15 protein-coding genes are annotated in these 21,907 nt (G+C 49.2%); 12 read left to right on the top strand and 3 right to left on the bottom strand.

Annotated features, from left to right (window positions below; translation table 11 throughout):
* The first annotated feature begins 297 nt into the window (after positions 1-297).
* The 8 genes from HQN90_RS38945 to HQN90_RS24815 all read left to right on the top strand — a co-directional run bounded on the left by HQN90_RS38945 (position 298) and on the right by HQN90_RS24815 (position 12,235).
* Positions 298-1,338, top strand: coding sequence for a chondroitinase family polysaccharide lyase (locus HQN90_RS38945; protein ID WP_246362824.1), 1,041 nt, complete (start codon positions 298-300; stop codon positions 1,336-1,338).
* Positions 1,296-3,902, top strand: a complete 2,607-nt coding sequence (locus tag HQN90_RS38940) for a polysaccharide lyase family 8 super-sandwich domain-containing protein (RefSeq protein ID WP_338042379.1) — start codon at positions 1,296-1,298, stop codon at positions 3,900-3,902. Before HQN90_RS38945 ends, HQN90_RS38940 begins: the two co-directional genes overlap by 43 nt.
* A 710-nt stretch (positions 3,903-4,612) precedes the next feature.
* On the top strand, positions 4,613-5,383 hold the full coding sequence (locus HQN90_RS24840) for a DeoR/GlpR family DNA-binding transcription regulator (protein ID WP_173223717.1): 771 nt from the start codon (positions 4,613-4,615) through the stop codon (positions 5,381-5,383).
* Positions 5,384-5,632: 249 nt separating this feature from the next.
* Entirely contained in the window at positions 5,633-7,273 is a 1,641-nt protein-coding gene (locus tag HQN90_RS24835) for a type 2 periplasmic-binding domain-containing protein (RefSeq protein ID WP_173223715.1), read from the top strand.
* A 52-nt stretch (positions 7,274-7,325) separates the two neighbouring features.
* Complete coding sequence (locus HQN90_RS24830) at positions 7,326-8,246, top strand: ABC transporter permease (RefSeq protein WP_079410506.1); 921 nt, start codon at positions 7,326-7,328, stop codon at positions 8,244-8,246.
* 12 nt (positions 8,247-8,258) lie between these two features.
* The gene (locus HQN90_RS24825) at positions 8,259-9,137 is read left to right on the top strand and encodes a carbohydrate ABC transporter permease (protein ID WP_173223713.1); all 879 of its coding nucleotides are present in this window, start codon (positions 8,259-8,261) and stop codon (positions 9,135-9,137) included.
* A 189-nt stretch (positions 9,138-9,326) separates the two neighbouring features.
* Positions 9,327-11,603 (top strand): helix-turn-helix domain-containing protein, encoded by a 2,277-nt coding sequence (locus HQN90_RS24820; RefSeq protein ID WP_173223711.1) that lies wholly within the window; start codon positions 9,327-9,329, stop codon positions 11,601-11,603.
* Between the two features lie 485 nt (positions 11,604-12,088).
* Positions 12,089-12,235: a hypothetical protein gene (locus tag HQN90_RS24815; RefSeq protein ID WP_173223709.1), complete on the top strand. Its 147-nt coding sequence runs from the start codon at positions 12,089-12,091 to the stop codon at positions 12,233-12,235.
* A 62-nt stretch (positions 12,236-12,297) separates the two neighbouring features.
* On the opposite strand, the gene HQN90_RS38935 is transcribed toward HQN90_RS24815, so the two are convergent.
* Positions 12,298-13,710 (bottom strand): AraC family transcriptional regulator, encoded by a 1,413-nt coding sequence (locus HQN90_RS38935; RefSeq protein ID WP_338042378.1) that lies wholly within the window; start codon positions 13,708-13,710, stop codon positions 12,298-12,300.
* A gap of 105 nt (positions 13,711-13,815) precedes the next feature.
* On the opposite strand from HQN90_RS38935, the gene HQN90_RS24800 reads away from it, so the two are divergent.
* The 4 genes from HQN90_RS24800 to abc-f all read left to right on the top strand — a co-directional run bounded on the left by HQN90_RS24800 (position 13,816) and on the right by abc-f (position 19,674).
* Positions 13,816-15,576: a glycoside hydrolase family 35 protein gene (locus HQN90_RS24800; RefSeq protein ID WP_173223707.1), complete on the top strand. Its 1,761-nt coding sequence runs from the start codon at positions 13,816-13,818 to the stop codon at positions 15,574-15,576.
* 22 nt (positions 15,577-15,598) lie between these two features.
* Positions 15,599-16,426 (top strand): alkaline phosphatase family protein, encoded by an 828-nt coding sequence (locus tag HQN90_RS24795; protein WP_173223705.1) that lies wholly within the window; start codon positions 15,599-15,601, stop codon positions 16,424-16,426.
* Positions 16,427-16,645: 219 nt separating this feature from the next.
* Positions 16,646-17,407 carry a TSUP family transporter gene (locus HQN90_RS24790; protein WP_173223703.1) on the top strand — a complete coding sequence of 254 codons (762 nt, stop codon included), beginning with the start codon at positions 16,646-16,648 and terminating at the stop codon, positions 17,405-17,407.
* 341 nt (positions 17,408-17,748) lie between these two features.
* Positions 17,749-19,674 (top strand): ribosomal protection-like ABC-F family protein, encoded by a 1,926-nt coding sequence (gene abc-f, locus HQN90_RS24785; RefSeq protein ID WP_173223701.1) that lies wholly within the window; start codon positions 17,749-17,751, stop codon positions 19,672-19,674.
* A gap of 520 nt (positions 19,675-20,194) precedes the next feature.
* Here the strand turns inward: abc-f and HQN90_RS24780 are convergent.
* On the bottom strand, positions 20,195-21,265 hold the full coding sequence (locus tag HQN90_RS24780; protein ID WP_173223699.1) for a GntR family transcriptional regulator: 1,071 nt from the start codon (positions 21,263-21,265) through the stop codon (positions 20,195-20,197).
* Between the two features lie 448 nt (positions 21,266-21,713).
* The coding region (locus HQN90_RS38370) for a hypothetical protein (RefSeq protein WP_216855452.1) at positions 21,714-21,907 on the bottom strand (194 nt) is incomplete at its 5' end.

The raw sequence follows: 21,907 nt of genomic DNA, 5'->3' as shown, positions 1-21,907 counted from the left end.
GCGAATCCTGAGTAAACATTGTATTTTGGTACATGTTGTAGTATTTATGTTGTTTTATAATAAAATCATGTTGTTTGTTGACAATTGTATCTCCTATTCCTTCTGACTGTCAATGCAAAATTTACGCCGTTATCATGAGCTGGTACCTCACAGAACAAATCCCATTCCTGGATCAAAACGAAAGAATGAGCTTTTTCATAAAAAAAAGCGATCAGCTAAAAATCGTCGATATACGAGAAAGCGATTACAATTTATCCTTGGTAAGCAAGTCATTTAGCTAAGGAGGGATTTAATACGATGTCTAAATTGCTTCGATCGGTAAGTCTGCTATGCCTTTGTCTGGTCGTAGTGAGCGTATGTGCAGTAGGGATCAGCCCAAGGTATGTACAGGCAAGTGATGAGTACGATGGGTTGAGGACGAAGCTGCAAAGACTGCTTCTCGGTGATGGGGAATATGTTGTGCCTGTAACGGATGCCTTGCTTCAGGCGAAAATTTCAGCCATGGACAGCCTCATATCCTCATGCTCTGCTGCACAGGCGCCTTGCACAAGTGGCAAAGGATACTGGGATCTGATGAATCGCAGTGTAGATCGTACTTATTTATGGGTGGACATGCCTTTTACGAGTACGGACAGCTTTACCAAATCAGGAGATATTTCTGGTTCTTATGGGCGTTTGTATGCGATGATTGTGGGCTATTACACACCGGGTTCGGTCATGTATCAGAATGCTGCGCTCAAAACAGACGTGATTAACGCACTTGATTGGTTAAATGTTCAGAAGTACAACACGACCGTTGCAACATATGGCAACTGGTTCCATTGGCAAATTGGGGTGCCGCAGATTCTGACCAAAACTGTGCTTCTGATGAAAAATGAGCTGACGCCTGTGCAGGTAACCAGTTATATGGATGCTGTCAATCGGTTCATCCCGAACTCAGCGGCCAGAACAGTGAGCGGCAGCCCGGTGATGACCGGAGCGAATTTACTGGATCAAGCGATTGCGGTTGCCTATAGAGGCATTATTATGAAAGATTCAGCGAAGCTGGCTGATGCCCGTGATGCGCTGAGCAGCGTGTTTGCTTATGTGTCTCCAGCGTCTGCCGTCAATACATCGGCCCGTGACGGGTTTTATGCGGACGGCTCATTTATCCAGCATGCGGCAATGCCCTACATCGGCGGTTATGGAACATCATTGCTTAATGATGTAGGCATTCTGCTGCATATCCTAAGCGGTTCCAGCTGGGATGTCACGGATACGAACAAATGGCATGCGTACCGGTGGATTTTTATTCCGTGGAGCCCTTCATTTACAATGGGAATGTTATGGATATGGTGAGAGGGCGAAATATCGCCTATGGTCCTGCATTAGGTTTGAAGGATACCGATCCCATTCTCACCGCCAAGGGGCTCATGTCTTCGATTTGTTATCTGCTGCTGACAGCGCCTGCGACGAATGACCAGCTGGGGGCCGCATATCCCGGCAATCCCAAACAAGCGATTCAGAGCATGCTGAAATATTGGATTACGCAGGATTTGACGAATCAAATTCTGGATGCGGCGCCGATTTATCAATATGTGCAGCTGAAACAAATCGCAGCGGATGCGTCGATTCCTTCTCGAGGGGAGAAGCTCGGACAGTTCCTGTTCCCGAATCAGGATCGTGCTCTGCAGCTGCGGCCTGGATATGGCTTTGGCATCAGTATGTCATCCAAGCGGGTAGATAAATATGAATCCGGCAACAAAAATAATGTCAAAGGCTGGTACACCGGCGACGGTATGACCTATTTATATAATGCGGATAAGGCGCAATATGAAAACTACTGGCCAACCGTAAATCCTTATCGTCTTCCAGGCACAACAGTCGATACACAGACGCGGACCACCAGCAGCAACTGGACGAATTACATGAGTCCGAATAGCTGGACAGGTGGGGCTGAACTGCTGGGCAGCTATGGGGCCATTGGCATGGACTTGAAGGCGCCCGGCGATATCGGGAATGGCGGAGCGATTGTGACGCCGTCGAATTTGACTGCCAAAAAATCATGGTTCACTTTCGACAACGAAATCGTAGCGCTTGGAGCAGGGATAACGAATACGGGACAATCGGGGAATGGCTGGGATGGAACTCCGCGTAAGGTAGAAACCATCGTGGATAATCGCCAAATAAGCGGCAGCAATGCTTTCACCGTGAATGGCAGCGCACAGCCGACCACATTGGGCTGGTCATCCGCGCTAAGTGGAACCAACTGGCTGCATCTGCAAGGAGATACGGGTGGCAATGACGCCAGTGTTGGATACTATTTCCCAAGCGGCACGACGATTCAAGCGAAGCGGGAAGCGCGCACGGGGACTTGGAACGAGATCAATCAAGCAACGGCTAACGTATATACCGTGTTTAATACAGAGGATTCTTATGTCAGGCAAAATGAAGCCAATCATGGGACAGAATCCACGTTGCTTGTGAAGAATGATACCGGCGGCTATGCCAGAGAAAGCTACCTGAAGTTTGATGTCAGTGCGTTTGTACCGGATGGGGTTACTTTTGACACGGCTAAAGTGACGCTGGTTCCTACCTCCGTTGGGACAACAGCGAATACGATTCAGCATACCGCTGAATGGGTTGCGGACAACAGCTGGACCGAATCGGGATTGCTTTGGGCGAATAAGCCAAGCTCGGTACCGCTGTCGCCACTTCAGCAATGGAGCGGGATGCAGGCAGGGACGCCGATCACGATTGATGTGACCAAAGCTCTGCAAGCCGCACTTGCAGGCAATCAGAAAGTATTTTCACTGCGGATTACAGCAACTTCCCCAGCGGACGCTAATGGTTGGGTTTACTATGCCAGTCGAGAGAATGCGAACGCTGCCTATCGGCCTAAGCTGGTGCTAAGCAATTATAAAGAGCAGGTTGCAGCTAATTACATGACGTTATGGATGAACCACGGGACGAATCCAAGCAATGCAGCTTACAGCTATGTCATGCTTCCGAATATGAGCAGCGCGCAAGTACAGAATTATGCGGCGAATCCCACAGTTGCGATCGTAGAAAATACGACAAGCGCGCAAGCTGTCAAGGAAACGGACTTGAACCTGGTAGCCGCGAATGTATGGCAAGACGGGCTCAAAACAATCGGGGATGGGAATGGCGGCAGCCTGATCACCGTCAATAAGAAGTCGTCTTTGTTGGTCCAAGAAGCCGGAGGTTTGTTGGATTTGGCCATCAGTGATCCGACTCAGGCTAATACGGGAACCATTGAGGTGGAGCTGAACCGCAGCTATGCGAATGCCATTTGGCTGGATACAGGGATTACAGTTACGCAGTACAGTCCTACCCTGAAACTGTCGGTTGACGTTAACGGTTCCTATGGGAAATCGTTCCACGCCAAGTTTGGGAACACAGCCCCAACTATCATTTCGAGTTCGGCCGATGCCTGGGTGCGGGATGGCAGTACCGGGAATACGAATTACGGGACCGCAGGGTATATGGAGGTTAAAAATGAGAGCGTCGGCTACAACCGCACCGCTTTCGTGCAGTTCGATCTTTCCTCCTACAGCGGAACGATGACGCGGGCAGCCATCCTGTTGTCGGAAGGCGGGACACCCAGCGTTGATGTGAGACATCAAGCGAAGGTGGTCGCGCAGCCATGGTCTGAGAACACGCTGACGTGGAACAATAAGCCAGCAGCCTCTCTCCCACTGGCAGAATGGAAAGTTCCTGCGGCAGGCAGCTATGTCTGGATCGATGTAACGGACCAAGTGCGGAGTGCACTCTCCTCCGCGAATAAAAACGTAGCGATTGAGGTTTCCTCGCTGACAGGCGGCTCTGCAACGTATGTCAGCTACGGCTCCAAAGAGAATGCGACGGCGGCAAGCCGGCCTGTTTTGCGGATTACGCCGTAGATCAGCGTTGAAGCCGCTCCATTAACGGCATGATAGGATGAATAACCTTCAGCTCCACATTTAATGTGGTGTTGGAGGTTATTTTGGCTTGGCGTTAATTGTGGGATAGCCTTCGGCGTGAAGAGCATAGGTAGAGCCCTCAGCCAACGAGCGTGATCATGCGCGGCCGCTTACCCCAAAAGATGCAAAAGAGCAGGTATTTTCCGTGAAATCGTGCGAAAAAGCGGAAAACCTGCAAAAGTGCAGGCATTTTAAGCTTTCCAGAGTGAAATCAAACAAAAAGCTGAAAAAGCCTGCATTTTTGCAGGAATATATGAATTTGGGGTATTCCAGAGAGTAAAAGGATGCACAATTGCAGGTTTTCGACTATCGGCTAAATTAGGAACGTATTTAGTAGAAGGTTCCTCTGTCAGTATGTAAGTTTTTTTGCCCTTGTCCGCCCGCGGCTGTTGAATAGTGCGCCAATGGTACCTCGTTCACCACTAGTTAGGTTAGCACTCATATGACCCAATGGAGTATCTATTCCTAAATTAGTTAACCGCGCCTACTTTCCAGCACAAGCCAGCTAAGCCCCCTTTTTGCCCAATAGAGCATTGCGCCTCCCTCCCAATCCGACATCCGGTTGACAGGTTCATGCCGTGACCCTACACTAATAAAAACAACAAAAAACAACGACATATACAAACTATCGGTCATGGCAGGAGGCCAACATGTCTTTAACCTTTGAAGATCGCAGGATGACGATCCTGAATCAGCTGGAGATGGAAGGAAAAGTCCAGGTGCATCACCTGTCGGAGCTGCTTGCCGTTTCGACGGAAACGGTGAGGCGTGATTTGGATCGGCTGGAGAAGGAAGGCAAGCTGCGCAAGGTATATGGCGGCGCCGTGAAGATGCGCATGGAGCTGGTGGAGCCGCCTTTCCTTAAGCGGGCGCAGATGATGAGGCCGGAGAAAATGGCGATTGGGAAACTTGCCGCTTCGCTAGTTCAAGATGGCGAAACCATTATGCTGGACAATGGGACGACGACGATTGAAATGCTGCCCTATTTGAAGGATCGTACGAATGTCACCATCATTACGCACTCTATTCCGATCCTGAATCTAGCTTTGGAAACCTTTAGAGGCAGGATTATTTTTGCGGGCGGAGAAGTGAATGCCGAGTATAAAGCCGTTAGTGGCGTTTTAACGGATCAGACGCTCGATCAATTTAAGGTGAATAAGGCGTTCGTCTCGGTTGGCGGTATTTCGTTGGCTGATGGAATTACGGATTTCCATTTGGGGGAAGCCGTTATTTCACGGAAGATGATGCAGCGGGCGGAGGAAGCGATTGTCCTTACGGACCATACGAAGTTCGGGATGGCTACCTTTGCCAGAGTGTCCAAGCTGGAGGATATCTCGATGTTGATTACGGACGCAGGATGCCCGAAGGAATGGATTGATACCATAGAGGCGCTAGGTATTGAAGTATTGATCAGCGAATAAGCTATGAAGGATAATCGTCTCGAAACCGGCTCAATTAGCGGTGGAACGGGCGATTTTTCTTTTGTCTAGGAGCTCATTCTAATAAAACGATGATGCGCCAAATAACGCCGATTCCGTTTCTGAAGAAAACAATACCAACGAAGAATTGCCGATATACGGCACCATTCTGCATCGTATATGCTTCATTCACAGGCCACGCCCGCTTTCACGGCGGGAACGTCGGATTATACAAATAAGGGGAGTGTTTCGATGAAAAGACAATCTCAATTCAAAGTGCTGCCAGTTGCGGCATCCATTCTCGCGCTATCGTTAGTTGCCGCTTGTGGCAACTCAGGATCTTCAACAAAAGAAAGTGCAACGCCCGCAGCAACGGCAGCGGCTTCTAAAGAACCTGTCAATGTGAAGTACTGGACACCACTTAATCCCAACGCAAAAGCAGTTGTCAAAAGCTTGAGCGAGCTGCCATTCGTCAAAGAATGGGAAAAGAAAACGAATGTGAAAGTGGATTTCCAGCATTCCTCAGGAAACACCACACAAGATGATATCCAGCAATACGGGGTTATGATTGCTTCTAATAATTTGCCGGATGCGATGCTGTGGAACTGGAACAACGTACAGGGCGGCTTGTCCAAAATGTTCAAAGACGGCACCATCATTAAATTGAATGAGCTGATCGAGAAAAACGCGCCGAACCTGAAAAAGGTACTGGACGAGAACCCGCAAATCGCCAAGCAAATCAAAGCGGATAACGGCGACATCTATGTGCTGCCTCATTTGCGTGCAGGCAAGTATGGTCAATACAAAACATTCAGCGGCATGGTTATTCGTCAAGACTGGCTGGACGAGCTCGGACTCAAGCAGCCGGAAACGATGGATGAGTGGGAAACGGTGCTGAAAGCTTTTAAAGAGAAGAAAAATGTGATTCCTTTCACGCTTCGCAAAGACTATCCGATTTCTTTCGCTGATTTCGCGGGAGCCTATGGCGTTGCGGGTATGGGAACTACGGCGACATCCGATAGCTTCTACCTCGATAACGGCAAGGTGAAGTTCGGACCGGCGCAGCCGGAATTCAAGCAATATTTGACGACGATGCAAAGATGGTACAAAGAAGGTCTGATTGACCAAGACTTCGCTTCGAATGATACGAAAACGATGGATGCGAAAATCACATCCGGTAAAGCGGGAGCTTTCTACGGCTTCATTGGCGGCAGCATCGGGACTTATATGCCTGCTCTGCAAAAAACGGATGCCAAAGCGCAACTGTCTGCGGTGCAATATCCGGTCTTGAAAAAAGGCGACGAGCCGAAATTCGTCAAAGCGGCATGGGAGTACGATAACGTAGGGACAGTCCTCACTAGTGCCAATAAACATGCAGCTGAGACGGTCAAAGCGCTTGATTATCTATACAGTGAAGAAGGCGCGCTGCTCAAAAACTTTGGTATTGAAGGCCAAACCTATACGAAAGAAAACGGTCAACCGAAATATACGGACTTGATCTTGAAAAACCCGGACAATCTCCCAATCAGCCAAGCTATGGCTAAGTATTTTATTGCCAATTACAGCTTCTCCGGCTTAGATGACGATCGTTACAACGATCAGTACTACCAATTGCAAGCTCAAAAAGATGCGGCCAAAGTATATGCCAAATATACAGCAAATGCCTTCAAAGTCATGCTTCCTCCTGTGGCGCTGACAACGGACGAAGCGAAGGAAACAGCGAAAATTTTGAATGATGTAAGCACGCTTCTGACTGAGAAAATCACGAAAGTGATCATGGGTGCTGCGTCCATTGAGGATTTCGATAAAGCGGTTGAACAAATGAACAAAATGAACATCAACCGTGCTGTCGAGGTGTACCAAGCGGCAACGGATCGTTTTAACAAACGCTAAAAGATGCGGGGGAGCCAGCCTCCCCTTTTTGATCTCTACAAAAGGAAGTGAAATGATGGGGAATTCCATCCGGGTTTTAACGAACGACCTGAAGAAAAATCGCGCAATTTACCTGATGGTGCTGCCTGTTGTGCTGTACTTCTTTATTTTCAAATATTTCCCGATGTACGGCGCGGTTATTGCCTTTAAGGATTTCAGTCCAGCCAAAGGGATCTGGGGCAGTGATTGGGTCGGCTTCGTCCATTTCAAAGATTTCTTCCAAAGCTATTATTTCCTGCGCGTCCTGCGCAACACGTTTCTTATCAGCTTTTATCAACTGGTTTTTGGCTTTCCTGCACCGATTATTTTGGCTTTGCTGCTCAATGAGATTCGCCAAAAGCTGTTCAAATCGATCATCCAGACGGTTTCTTATTTGCCGCATTTTATATCCATTGTTGTCATCTCCGGTTTAATTATTGATTTCACGAACCGAGGTGGTATTGCGAACAGCATCATTACTTTTTTCGGCGGGCAGGATACAGCGCTGCTGAATGATGCGGGTAATTTCCGCAGCATTTTTGTCAGTACATCGGTTTGGCAGGAGCTGGGCTGGTCGTCCATTATTTATTTAGCGGCGTTAAGCGGAATTAATCCTGAGCTCTATGAAGCTTCTCGTGTCGATGGAGCAGGACGTTTTCGCCAAATTTGGAGCGTTACGCTGCCTGGGCTGATCCCTACCATTATGATTTTGCTGATTCTTCGCATCGGCGGCTTGATGGAGGTAGGCTTCGAGAAAATTGTGCTGCTGTATAACCCGAACACCTACGAAACGGCCGATGTGATTTCATCCTTCGTTTACCGTGAGGGCCTTGCGCAAGGCAATGATTACAGCTATACAACAGCCGTAGGCTTGTTCCAATCCATGATCAATTTCATTCTGTTAATTAGCGCCAACAGCATATCCCGCCGCTTCTCAGGGAGCCGGTTGTGGTAGGAGGTACGAACCATGAAAACAAGCGCAGCTGAGCGAGTCTTTGATGTGGGTAATGCCATACTGATGATGCTGCTGATCATATGCACACTTTATCCGTTCTATTATGTGGCAGTTGCTTCGATAAGTGACTCGAATCTGCTGATTCAGCATACGGGGCTGTTGTTCAAACCGCTTGGATTTAATCTCGCCGCTTTTGAGAAGGTGATTGCGAATCCGAACATTTTGACAGGCTACGGGAACACGCTGATCATTTTGATTGCGGGTACGGCGGTTAATCTCTTTTTTACAACCATTGGCGCTTATGCGTTATCGCGAAAATTTGTCATGCGTAAATTTCTGATGGTTGCTATCGTGTTTACGATGTATTTTAGCGGAGGATTAATTCCGATGTACTTGCTGATCAATAATTTCCTGCATATGGGGAACAGCTATCTGGCTCTCATCCTTCCTGTGGCGATCAGCACGTGGAATTTAATCATCATGCGGACCTCGTTCGAAGCGATCCCGGAAGGACTGCTCGAATCTGCCAAGATTGACGGGGCGGGAGAGTACCGCATTTTATTCCAAATTGTGGTCCCGCTCTCGATGCCGGTTATTGCCGTGATGGTGCTCTATTATGGAGTGGCTCACTGGAATTCCTGGTTTAATGCGATGCTGTTCCTGCATGATCGGGATAAATTTCCGCTGCAGCTTATTCTTCGTGAAATTCTCGTCCAGAACAGCACAGATTCGATGACGACAGGGACAGGCAATGCCAGCGATACGGAAGCTATTGGACAAAGCATTAAGTACGCGACGATTATGGTCGCAACGCTGCCGATTCTTATCGTCTATCCTTTCTTGCAAAAATACTTCGTCAAAGGCGTCATGGTCGGCGCTGTGAAAGAATAGTCCCAAAGCACATGAACCCATTTCCTGCTCTCTTTTTGGAATTTTCAGAAAGAAGGAGCGGGATATTTGGGTTTTTCCCATTTCCACAACAAATCATAAAAAACGACGATCCACTAAAAAACGATGATGTACAGGTGATATCAGAGATGGGATAATACAACGTACAGCAAGAGTAAGGGAGGAATTTCATTGAAGCGGAGCGTGTTTCTATTCTGGTTGTACTCCAATTTAACCATTCTATGTATTCCTATCGTCATCACGATGGTCGTATTATTTCAATCCCAGCATCTGTTAAGCTCGGAAGTAACACGTTCCAATGAAGCGCTGCTTAATCAAGTGAAGCAATCCTTCGATAACCAATTTAAAGATATTAAACGGATGGGACTGCAGCTTTCATTGGACCCGAAGGTGACTAAATTTATTAATCAAACGGATTTCAGCACACCCGAGGTGAAGCTGGATACGTTGGAGCTTATCACCTCCTTGCGTTCTTACGGAGCTTCTAACGGGGATATCACCGATCTGTATATGTATATGAAAACGGAGCAAATCGGCGTGTCAACCTCAGCCATGAATGAGGCGGACCTGCTCTTTCAGTTGTTCCACGGCGATAGTGAGATGACGATGGCCCAGTGGCAGGAAGCTGTAAATAAAACGTATTTCGGGAATTTTGTGAAATTCGGAAATGGCGACATGGTGTACTTGCAATCGCTGCCGATTCAAAATATGAATGACGCCAAAGCAACGCTTGTCGTGCTTTTGAATATGGAAAGACTGAAAGCAGCCATTGCCAATATCCAGCTTGCGCAGTCCGGCAGTGTGCTAATTATTGATTCAAACAATCAGCTTCTAACGGCGGCTGGCGAAACCTCCCACCTCTCTGATATCGACTATGGGCGTTTGACCTCTTCGGAAGGCTCCTTTCAACAGAAATGGGAACAAGGCGAAGTCACGGTTTCTTACGTTTCCTCGGTAGAAAATGCTTGGAAGTATGTCGCAATCGTTCCATCCAAAGTGTACTCAGCTAAAGTGGGGCAGCTGCGTGATTGGATCTATGCGGGGTTGTTCTTATGTGTTTTTGTTGGCGGGCCTATGTCCATCTGGCTGACGAAACGGCATTACATGCCTATCCGCCGCATGGTAGATATGATTTCGCCGAAGGTCAAATCGAATCTGGCAGGCATCGGGAACGAATTTTCACTGCTCCAGTCGTTCATGACCGAGAATGCGGCTTTCCAGGATAGCGCGAATCGGACAATTCAACTGCAGCAAGACGTGCTGCGCAGTCATTTCCTGGCGCGCTTGTTGAAGGGACGTGTGGAAAGCGGCTCCGCGCTCGCGCAATCCATGGCTTCGTTCGAGCTGCGCTTCGCAACGAATAAGTTTGCGATTTTGCTGTTTCATATCGGAGATTATGCCGATTTATTCAAAGGCTCCGGGCCTGGTGACGCGGAGTCACGGCTGCAATACGTGTACTATATCGTCACGAATATTACCGAGGAGCTAATCGGCAGGAAGCATAGCGTTTATTCGACTGAAGTCGAAGGAATGGTTGCCTTCCTCGTCAATATCCAAGGCGACGATGAAGTGGCGGCGAAGCAGGAATTAATTGAGGTCGCGCATGAGGCGCAAACGATCATACAAGGCAAATTCTATATCCAGCTGACGATCGGGATCAGTGACATTCATCCGTCAGTGACAGGCATTCCGCATGGTTTCGAGGAAGCCTTGGAAGCCCTTGAATACAAATTCGTCATTGGGCCAAGCCAAATCATCCCTTATGAGCGGATCAAAAGGCCGAAGAATGAACTGTATTATCCGCTGGATACAGAGCGGAAGCTGATCAATCATATCAAGACCGGACAATACGAAGAGGCGATGGATGCGGTCAGTGAGTTGATCGTGACGAATGTATCGGACGGTACATTGTCTTTGCAGCTTGGGAAGCTGTTGATGTTTGAATTGATTGGCACCATTCTGAAGGCGATCGAGCATTTCCAGCAAGGTCCCAACGAGCTGGCGGTCGAGAAAACCGTGCTGATTAAGCAGCTGACCCAATGTGAATCTTTTGCCGAAATAGAGGATGAAATCTATAAATTCCTGAAAATCGTATGCGATTACGTCGATTCCAAAAAGAAAAGCCACAACACGAACTTGAAGGATCAGGTGTTGACCTATATCGACGAACACCTGGCGGATATGGATCTGAGCCTCACCTCATTATCTCTGAAATTCGAAGTAAACGCGCCGTATTTATCAAGCTTCATTAAGGAACAATCCGGCGAAACGTTCATTGACTATGTGAACAAGCAGCGAGTTCGTCTAGCGAAGAAGCTGATGACGGATACCGATGACACCATCACCGATATTACGCAAAAAGTCGGGTTCACGAATAGCAACACGTTCATCCGCGTGTTTAAGCGGTATGAAGGGATTACGCCGGGACAGTTTCGGAAGGGCGAGTAGGGGGAGAGGGGCAAGGAGGCAAGGAGGCAGGGAGACAAGGAGGCAGGGAGACAGGGAGGCTAGGAGGCTAGGAGGCAAGGAGACAAGGAGACAAGGAGACCGGGAGGCAGGGAGGCAAGGAGACAGGGAGACAGGGAGACAGGGAGACAGGGAGACAGGGAGACAGGGAGACAGGGAGGCAGGGAGACAGGGAGACAGGGAGGCAAGGAGACAGGGAGACAAGGAGGCAAGGAGACAGGGAGACAAGGTGACTGGGAGGCAAGGAGGCAGGGCCATGAGCAGCCTCTCGGTTGCCAGGTGGCTGACTTGACTCTAATAAGATGACTCAATGGACGTAAAAACGAGGAATGTTCCGCAGATTTCTCCTCGGTTCATAGGGATATGTGCCTGCGGTTGCAAAAACCTGCGATTATGCATCTTTTATTGGTCAAATCATCCTCAAACTAGCAAATTCCTGCGAATGTGCAGGCTTTTGGAGCTCGTTTTTGATTTTAGGTTGGAAAGTGCGACAAAACCTGCACAATTGCAGGCTTTTCGGCTTTTTGAATGATTTTGTTGATAAAGCCTGCACAATTGCAGGCTTTCCTGAGCGCGCGCGTAATTCTGAGCGGATGCCGTATGGCGGCGGCTAAGCCCCGCGCGACGAATGCACAATTGATGCTCCATGTGACATGAGCTAGCTTGAGCGGTTCATCTAATCCGGCTGCGCAGCATGATGCTTGGGCCTGAACTCACTCGGCGACTGGCCCGTCCAGCGGCGGAATTGCCGCGAGAAGTGGCTCGCTGACTGGAAGCCGAGCTTGTCCGCGATGTCTGTCATCGACAGATGGGTCGTGACGAGGAGCTCTTTGGCCAGCTTCAGCTTCTGCTGGCTGACATATTGACGCGGTGACAGGCCGTACACCTTGGAGAAAAGCTTGCTGCACTGGCTGCGGCTAAGGTTCATCTCCTTGGCCACCCCTGCGACGGTAGTTTCCTCGCAGAGGCCAAGCGAAAGCTTCTCTTCGATGGCGTGCGCGACATCGGTCGTGAACAACGAGGCGTCTCGGCTCGTTGCAAGGGCTCGCGTGTTTGGCGCAGCAGCTTGCCTACCAGCAGTCTCTGCTTGCCCGCTCGCAGCTGCAGTTTGCTTGCTCGCAGCCGATGCCTGCCCGCTCATCGCCAATGCTTGCTCGCTCACTCCCGATGCTTGCCCGCTCATCGCCAATGTTTGCTCGCTCACTCCCGATGCCTGCCCGCTCATCGCCAACGCTTGCTCACTCACTCCCGATGCCTGCCCGCTCATCGCCAATGTTTGTTCGCTCACTGCCGATGATTGCCCGCCCATCGCCAACGCTTGCTCACTCACTACCGATGCCTGCCCGCCCATCGCCAATGTTTGCTCGCTCACTACCGATGATTGCCCGCTCATCGCCAACGCTTGCTCACTCACTACCGATGCCTGCCCGCCCATCGCCGACGCCTGCCCGCTCACCGCCCGTGCTCGCCCACTCACCACCCCCGCTTGCCCAACAGCCGCAGGCTGTCCGCGAAACAAAGCAAGCACATCGTGAACGATGAGCAGGGTGTAGGACTGGAGCAGCAGCTTATCCTCGAAGCGCAGAGGCGTTGGCTGCGCCACTGCGGCCGAGCCTTCTTGCGCGATCAGACGGTTGCGGTGCATGACCGTCTCCAGTTCGCTTACGTAGTAGCGAAGCTTGCTCTCGGAGGCTTCTTCTCGTGTGATATATCGAAAAGGCGTAGCGGCAAGCAGGCTGCGAATCTCCGTATCATCGAGATCAAAATGCACATTAAAATAGCTGTAATTAAAAGCCGACGGATTGGTCGTTTGATGCCGAACGCCGGATTTGATCAGCAGCCAGTCCCCCTCACGCATGGTCACCGACTCGCGGTTCATAACATGCACGACTTCGCCTTCCAAGCAATATAGCAGCTCAAATAAATGATGATGATGACGTGGATACTCCCACCCTGGAGGCTTGATTCCAAAATGGCAGCCTATGACTTGAAGGGTTTGAATCAGGTTAGGGAAACGATATAAATCTTCCGTAGTAGGGTCCTCCCTTGCTTTAAAATGGTTCTTTTTATCATAGCATCGAATTGGCACATTTGGTATAGAAAATGATCCATTTGGAGATTGAGATGCGTGTATCCTTCAGCGATGATAGGAGGAGATAAACACTAATCGTTTTCATAATCCGGAGGGATATTTATGGCTATTTTAGAGGCAAAAAACAAACAATTTTTATTAGATGGGACGCCAATTCAACTGTTGTCAGGGGCGATCCATTATTTCCGCGTCGTACCTGAGTATTGGGAAGATCGACTGCTGAAGCTTAAAGCATGTGGATTCAATACGGTGGAAACCTATGTGCCTTGGAATTTGCATGAACCGCAGGAAAATGTGTTTAATTTCGAAGGGCTTGCGGATGTGGAGAAGTTCATTAAGCTTGCAGGCAGTTTGGGGCTGCATGTCATTGTGCGTCCAAGTCCCTACATTTGTGCAGAGTGGGAGTTTGGCGGGCTGCCGGCCTGGCTGCTGCAATATTCGAATATGAAGCTTCGCTGCATGGATACGATGTATTTGGAAAAAGTGGATCGCTACTATGATGAGCTGATTCCTCGGTTGACTCCGCTGCTAAGCACGAATGGCGGGCCCATTTTGGCGGTGCAAATTGAGAATGAGTACGGCAGCTACGGAAACGACACCGCTTACCTAACTTATTTGCGTGATGGGTTGATCCGACGTGGGGTGGATGTTTTGCTGTTTACGTCCGATGGTCCGGAAGATGGCATGCTGCAGGGCGGAACGGTTCCCGGTACGCTAGCTACCGTCAACTTCGGCTCCAAATCAGAGGAAGCTTTCGAGAAATTCCGAGAGTATCGTGCGGATGAGCCGCTTTTTTGCATGGAGTACTGGAATGGCTGGTTTGATCATTGGCTGAAACCACACCATACGAGAGATGCCGGCGATGTGGCTGATGTTTTCGATCGTATGCTGCGTGCGGGTGCATCGGTTAATTTTTATATGTTCCATGGCGGGACGAATTTCGGCTTCTATAATGGCGCTAATTATCACGATAAATATGAAGCAACGATCACCAGCTATGATTATGATTCGCCTTTATCCGAATGCGGGGATGAAACTGAGAAATACAGAGCGGTTCGCTCCGTGATCGCGAATTATTTGGGTAAAGCCGAGGAGGATTTCCCGGCATGGCCTGCGCCTATTGCGAAGAAAGGATATGGGCCTGTCGTTTTGACTGAAAAAGCAGATCTGCTCAATCATTTGCCGCTGCTTGCTGAGCCCGTGAAGCGAACCTTCCCGGAGCCGATGGAGAAGCTTGGGCAAAATTACGGGTTCATCGTTTATTCAACCCAGATATCTGGACCGCGTACAGGTGAAAAGCTGCATCTGCAAGACGTGCATGATCGCGCACAAGTTTTCTTAGACGGTGTCTATCAAGGAACGGTAGAGCGATGGGATGCCCATCCACTCCCACTGGACATTCCGGCGCAAGGAGCGAAGCTGGATATTGTTGTCGAGAACATGGGACGTGTCAACTATGGCCCGCAATTGAAAGATTATAAAGGAATTACAGAGGGTGTGAGGATGAACAATCAGTTCTTGTTCGATTGGACGATCTATCCACTCCCAATGGACAATTTAGAGGCAGTTCCCTTTGAGCCATCAACGACGGAAGCGGAAGAGGGAGACCGTCCTGCTTTTTACCGTGGGGAATTTACCGTTGAAGAGGCTGGAGATACGTTCGTCCGATTAGATGGTTGGGCCAAAGGCGTTGTTTGGGTAAATGGATTTAATTTGGGGCGTTATTGGGAAAAAGGGCCGCAGCGTACATTGTATCTTCCTGCCCCTTTGCTGAAACTGGGTACGAATGAGATCATTGTTTTGGAATTGCACCATGCGGAGAAGGCTGTCATTGAGCTTACGGATACGCCGGACTTAGGATAATACACACGTGGAGGAACTCATTATGACATCAACAGCGGCAATTCAACGAGTCATCATTTTGGGTATGGATGGGGCGGGAGCTTTCGTTCGAGAAGCACATACACCGCACATCGAAAAGCTGCTCGCAGGAGGTGGCCAAACTGACCGTGCGCAAACTGTTTTTCCTTCGAACAGTGGGGAGTGTTGGGGTTCGCTGCTGCATGGTGTAAGGCCAGAGAAGCATGAATCTCACATGTATATCCAAAAAGAGAAGACCTATCCGCGGGATTCGTCTACTCCTTCCTTATTTCACATGCTAAGCAGCGCAAAGCCAGATAGCAGGATGGCATCTTTCGTTTGTTGGGCGCCGATTCAGACCGGTATTATAGAGGAATTGGATGTCATGGATAAATGCCAAGCGCCAGATGATGAATTAGTCCCTGCTATTGCTGCTTATCTCCGGGCAACTCCGGATCTCAAGCTTATGTTCGTTCAGCTGGATGATGTAGATGCTGCCGGACATCGGCATGGATACGGCTCTGCCGAATATTTGCAGGCAATCTCACATGCGGACGGGCAGATTGGCGAGATCTGCCAAGCGCTTCGAGAAGCCAATATGCTGGAAGACAGCTTGCTTATTGTGACAACAGATCATGGAGGCGGTGGATTGGACGCTTTTAATCACGGCAGCGATCATCCCAAAGATATGACTGTATTCTGGGGATGCACAGGTCCGGGGATTTCCGCTCATGCCGACCTTAGCGGCTTGAGTATTATGGACACCGCTGCTGTCGCTTTGCATGCGCTTGGTCTTCCATTCCCGCAGGACTGGGATGCGAAGCTGCCAGACGGATTGTTCATCCAGGCATAGGCGAATGAAGCAAGTCTGAAGTCTGACAGCAGTTTGATGAGAGATCAGCTCGAGTAAACTCGGCTGTTCTTTTTTTTGCCTATATGGCGGAGTTTATCCGATGTTTTTGTTGTATTCCGCTGCTTGCCAGGTTTATCTCCTTGCCTGAACGAAAGCGTCATGCGAGAATAGGAATTGGACAAATTTATCGCGATACAAGACAGAAGGAGTCATTGCAGCATGATACATATCAGTTTAGAGATGATGATTTTCGTCATCGTTGGGGGATTTCTAGCAGCCTATGTGGATTCGGTCGTTGGAGGAGGCGGGCTAATCTCGGTACCGCTGCTGCTGGCAACGGGGTTGCCTCCTGCCGTGGCGCTAGGCACGAATAAATTGGCGAGCACGATGTCCTCATTGACAAGCACCATTTCTTTTATGCGCTCGGGCAATATTGATTTAAAAGCCGTCAAAGGCTTGTTCCTCTTATCTTTGTTAGGTGCCGTGTGCGGGACAATGGTCCTGCGGCAGATTCCTTCGGATTTCTTAAAGCCGCTGGTTGTCATCATGCTGATTTTGATTACTATTTATACGATTTTTCGTAAAAGCTGGGGAGCCAGCTCTACCTTTCAGCAGTATTCCATCAAGACGGCCTTATTAATGGGCGGTGCGGCATTCGGATTAGGTTTTTACGACGGTTTTTTTGGACCGGGCACGGGTTCATTCCTTATTTTCGTTTTTCTGATGTTGGGTTTCGATTTTGTGAAAGCAGCCGGGAATTCGAAAGTGTTGAATTTCGGAAGCAACATTGCTAGTCTAGCGACTTTTATGGTATTAGGCTCTATCAATTACAGCATTGGAATCCCAATGGGATTGGCGATGGTAGCGGGATCTTTTCTAGGCTCGCGGATGGCGATTCGGAAAGGTACGGCCTATGTTCGGCCTTTATTTCTAACCGTGTGTTTACTCCTTATTGGCAAGCAGATCTGGGACTTCTTATAAGGTTAGCTTAAAAAAGGAACGGTTCCGGTTGCGAATTGACCGATGGTTATGCTATGATTTTGACATCATGTTTCATAAGGAGGTGAAGGTAGGATGAATCGAGAGTTTGCAAACAACCGTGTGAGCCAGTTACCCATTGCGATGGCTGGCATCGTTCATGCAGCAGTCAAAGACGCGAGAGGTCTGTCCAATTTTGCTCATACGGTACTACAACTCACGAAAAGACGCCTACCTTAACCTCGAACGGATCATTCGAAAGGTCGTAGGAATTTTCCTGCGGCTTTTTTTTGTTGGCTGCTTGCGGAAGGATGGGGTCTTTCTATAACCAGGAGGCTCCTTATATGTTAATGATAAATGCTCAAAATGTGAAAAAATACCACGGTGCACAGCTTGTTCTGGAAGATGTCACGTTCGAAATCCATCAGGGTGAACGAATTGGCCTGGTGGGTCGCAACGGCAGCGGGAAATCAACACTGCTTCGCCTGATTGCCAAAATGGAAAAACCCGATGAGGGCCAATTAACGGTACGCAAAGACACGAGGATTGGTTATCTGGCACAAATTCCTACAGAGTGGGAGAGCGGTACGGTGTATGATGTGCTTGCTGTCGGCTTTCATGAGCTGATGGACTGCCGGGCTGTGATGACGGAGCTGGAGCAGCAGATGGCCGGCGTTGAAGCAGCGAACGATGCCAATCTGCTCGATCAGCTGCTTAAACGTTATGCACAGCTGCAGGAGCGTTTCGAGCGCGAAGGCGGGTATGAAATGGATGCCCGCATAGACCAAGTGGCGAATGGGCTGCGTATTGCCCGCGAATTTTATGAGCGGAGCTTCGCTTCGTTATCCGGAGGTGAGAAAACGAAGGTTGCCCTCGCTTCTCAGCTTATCGGGAAGCCGGATTTGCTCCTGCTGGATGAGCCTACGAATCATTTGGATTTGACCGGCGTGGAGTGGTTGGAGGATTATCTTGCTCATTATGAGGGCGCATGCGTGGTCGTATCCCATGATCGTTATTTCCTCGATCGAGCCGTTACGAAAATGGTCGAGCTGGAAGATGGAGAAGCGTCGATCTATCACAGTTCCTATACGGGGTATGTGAAGGAGAAAGAAGTCAGGCTCATGCAGCAGTTTGCCGACTATCAGGAGCAGCAGAAGGTCATCAAGAAGATGAAAGAGACCATTAAGAAGCTGACCGAGTGGGGCCGAATTGGAGATAATGAGAAGTTTTTCCGCCGTGCGGCATCTATGCAAAAAGCGCTGGATCGGATGGAAAAGCTGAAACGTCCTGTTCTCGATCCTAAAGCGGCAGAATTCGGCCTTAAGCTGGACGATCGTTCCGGTCGAAGAGTTGTACGTTTTGAAGAGGTGGATAAACGTTTTGGCGATAAAGTGCTGCTGCACAGAGCGAATGGTTTGCTCCAATATGGTGAGAAGGTCATGCTTGTCGGGCACAACGGTTCCGGCAAAACCACCCTGCTAAAGCTGATCCTTGGCGAAGAGCTGCCCGATCAAGGGGAGCTTGAGGTGGGTGCTCGCGTGGATATTGGCTATTTGGCACAGCAAGCTTATCCGGAGGATCATAAGAAAACGGTGCTGAGCTACTTCTGTGAGGAAGCGAAGATGGAAGAAGGCGCAGCGCGAGGACGACTTGCCGCTTATCTCTTCTATGGAGCCGATGTGTTCAAATCGGTGAGCTCGCTGTCGGGTGGCGAGTGGACGCGGCTGCGTTTGGCACTGCTTGTGCTGCGCAAGCCTAACTTGCTCATTCTCGATGAGCCGACAAATCACATTGACATTGCCTCGCGAGAAGCCTTGGAGGATGCGCTCGAGGAGTTTCCGGGAACCGTGTTGGCGGTAACACATGACCGATATTTTATGAACAGGCTGTCTCAGAAAATATGGGAGTTGGATCAAGGGCGGATCACTGTCTTTCTGGGCAGCTTTGATGACTATAAGGCGAAGAGAGCTGAGCTGCTCGATAGTCAGCAAAGTGAAGTTGGTTCATTGAAAAAAACGGCTGCTGCAAGCACGGTGGGTAAAATAGCTCCCAATTCTGTATCTCGGGAGAAGTCGGGAAGCTCCACCGCGTATACGCGGGAGCGGCTTGAAAAGCAGATTGCCGATGGCGAATCGCAGCTGACTAAGCTCGACGAACGCTTGGAAAGTAATCTGGCGAACGATGAGCTCGGCCAACTATGGGTGGAGAGAGAAGCGGCGCAGAAGCTGCTGGACACGCTCTATGAGCAGTGGATGCGACTAGCAGAGTAGAGGGATGAGCGAGTTGCTGCAACTCGCGTTAAGTGGTTGCTCTGATGGTAGCAAATTCGGCAAAATGAAGATTTTCGTTTTTTGGAATCGGAGTCTTGCCGGCATCTGCCAAAGGTAAGGGATTCATTTTGGGCTTGGGGTTAAGCGAGAGCTTAACCCTTTTTTGTTTTACTGGGGGGTGGAACCTAGCAAAGCCGAACCGAGCCAGCCGAAAAAGCAGTCTCAGAAGGAGAAGAGCCGCGAACCGCCTCTGAGCCTGCCGAAAAGGCAGGCTCAAGCTCAAAAAAGGAATAAACCCCAGCAAAACCGAACCGAGCCAGCCGAAAAAGCAGTCTCAGAAGGAGAAGAGCCACGGACTGCCTCTGAGCCTGCCGAAAAGTCAGGCTCAAGCTCAAAAAAGGAACAAACCCTAGCAAAGCCGAACTCAGCCAGCCCAAAAAGCCGGCTCAGAAGGAGAAGAGCCGCGGACCCCCTTCGAGCCTGCTGAAAAGGCAGGCTCAGAGGTCGCACACGTCCATGCTCAAGCATGTACCCACTGCACAGGTACCTCAATACGCTGCGGAGCGTACTGCCCGTTACACTGCTCGAGCAGCAATTTAACCGCCGATAAGGCCATCTGTGCTTCATCTTGCAAAATGTGTGAAATCCCCGGGATTTCAGGATCATCGAAGGACACCAGCTCGATTAGCGGATTCAAGTCTTCTTCCTGATGCAGAGCATGGTGCGTGAGCCTGGCCATCTCAGCGGTCAGAGCAAAAACAGCCGTAATGCTCGGATGCTGATGAAGGAACTTTACAATATAAGCGGAGGTGTCCCCATTTCTGAGGATGTCGATCGGGACATGGCACCATAGGCTTTTATCTATCAGAATGTTGCCGTCAATATAAGCTTTCTCGAAGCCGTGGGTCCGATCTTCAATCGTGGTATTCGTGTTATCCGGGGAAATCAGCGCTATTTGCTGATGGCCTTCGCTTAGCAGATTGGTAACAGTCTCATAGGCGCCGCCCCAATTATCGGAGGTAATCCGGTAGGTATCAATATTACGCAAATAGCGGTCGATGAAGACGAACGGATATTTATCCAGGGATAGTCGGAGCAGCGATTCATTATAACTTTCGTCCTCCGTAGGGAAAACAATAATGCCGCGCACACCCTTGGTGTTGGTTAGTTCTTGGACGGAACGTGATTCTTCCGTGGAAGACTCGCGTGTGATATGCAGGACAAGCTGATACCCGGCTTCTTTGACGTGAAATTCGATATAGTCGACAAGTCGTTGAATGACTTTTGTCTTCATGGTAGGGATAATCAGACCTATGTAATGAGCGGCAGATGGGGCGTTCGTGTGGCTTTTTGGCACCTCTGCAAGGAAGTTGGGGTTAGCTGAAACGAATGTTCCCTTTCCTTGAATGCGAGTGACGAGCCCTTCGTCAACCAATACGGCCAAAGCATTCTTCACCGTAATTTTACTGACCATAAATGCATCCATAAATTCTTGCTCGGAAGGCACGCGATCTTTGGGGCGCAGCTCTCCGGTTAGAATTTTATCTTTGATGGATTGGTAGATTTGCTTATAAAGAGGAATTTTATTCATATGTCATCACCTGATTCATCATAGTCTTTGCTTTATTGTACTGAGAAAACGGGGAAAAGGAAACACAAAGCATAAAGAAAAGTATAATAATAATACTTTATATAATTTTTATAATCAATTAAATATGAGTAGCGAGTGTTAGCTAGCAAAATCCATTTACGAAATGGAACTATAGTCCGCTATTTGTGGCAAATCGGCCGATATGCGTATCCTTGCGGAACTACGATCCGCTATTTCGCGTGAATCCGCCCATTTCGGGGGCGAAACAGTGAAATAGAGGAACAGAGTTCCGCGTGCGGTCCATTTAGCACGGTTTTTGGCAAAATAGAGGAACGACGTTCCCTCTGGAGTGGATTTGCTACTGGTGGTGGAGTTAAATAGATGGTTGGGAGAACGCGGAGAGTAGCTACAAGGGAAAGTAGCTGATTAGTTGGACGTTTGGCAGCCGTCAAGAGGAACTATGATCCGCTATATATGACAAATCGGCCGATGTAAGCGTCCTTGCGGAACTACGATCCACAATTTCGCGTGAATCCGCCCATTTCGGGGGCGAAACAGTGAAATAGAGGAACAGAGTTCCGCGTGCGGTCCATTTAGCACGGTTTTTGGCAAAATAGAGGAACGACGTTCCCTCTGGAGTGG

The organism is Paenibacillus alba, assembly GCF_013204855.1.
Lineage (GTDB): Bacteria > Bacillota > Bacilli > Paenibacillales > NBRC-103111 > Paenibacillus_E > Paenibacillus_E alba.
This window is presented reverse-complemented; position numbering and strand designations above follow the sequence as displayed.

Excerpts from the sequence above, each read along its gene's own strand:
- HQN90_RS38945 (WP_246362824.1), top strand. The coding sequence starts at position 298 with ATGTCTAAATTGCTTCGATCGGTAAGTCTGCTATGCCTTTGTCTGGTC.
- HQN90_RS24840 (WP_173223717.1), top strand. The coding sequence starts at position 4,613 with ATGTCTTTAACCTTTGAAGATCGCAGGATGACGATCCTGAATCAGCTG.
- HQN90_RS24835 (WP_173223715.1), top strand. The coding sequence starts at position 5,633 with ATGAAAAGACAATCTCAATTCAAAGTGCTGCCAGTTGCGGCATCCATT.
- HQN90_RS24830 (WP_079410506.1), top strand. The coding sequence starts at position 7,326 with ATGATGGGGAATTCCATCCGGGTTTTAACGAACGACCTGAAGAAAAAT.
- HQN90_RS24825 (WP_173223713.1), top strand. The coding sequence starts at position 8,259 with ATGAAAACAAGCGCAGCTGAGCGAGTCTTTGATGTGGGTAATGCCATA.
- HQN90_RS24800 (WP_173223707.1), top strand. The coding sequence starts at position 13,816 with ATGGCTATTTTAGAGGCAAAAAACAAACAATTTTTATTAGATGGGACG.
- HQN90_RS24795 (WP_173223705.1), top strand. The coding sequence starts at position 15,599 with ATGACATCAACAGCGGCAATTCAACGAGTCATCATTTTGGGTATGGAT.
- HQN90_RS24790 (WP_173223703.1), top strand. The coding sequence starts at position 16,646 with ATGATACATATCAGTTTAGAGATGATGATTTTCGTCATCGTTGGGGGA.
- abc-f (WP_173223701.1), top strand. The coding sequence starts at position 17,749 with ATGTTAATGATAAATGCTCAAAATGTGAAAAAATACCACGGTGCACAG.
- HQN90_RS24780 (WP_173223699.1), bottom strand. The coding sequence starts at position 21,265 with ATGAATAAAATTCCTCTTTATAAGCAAATCTACCAATCCATCAAAGAT.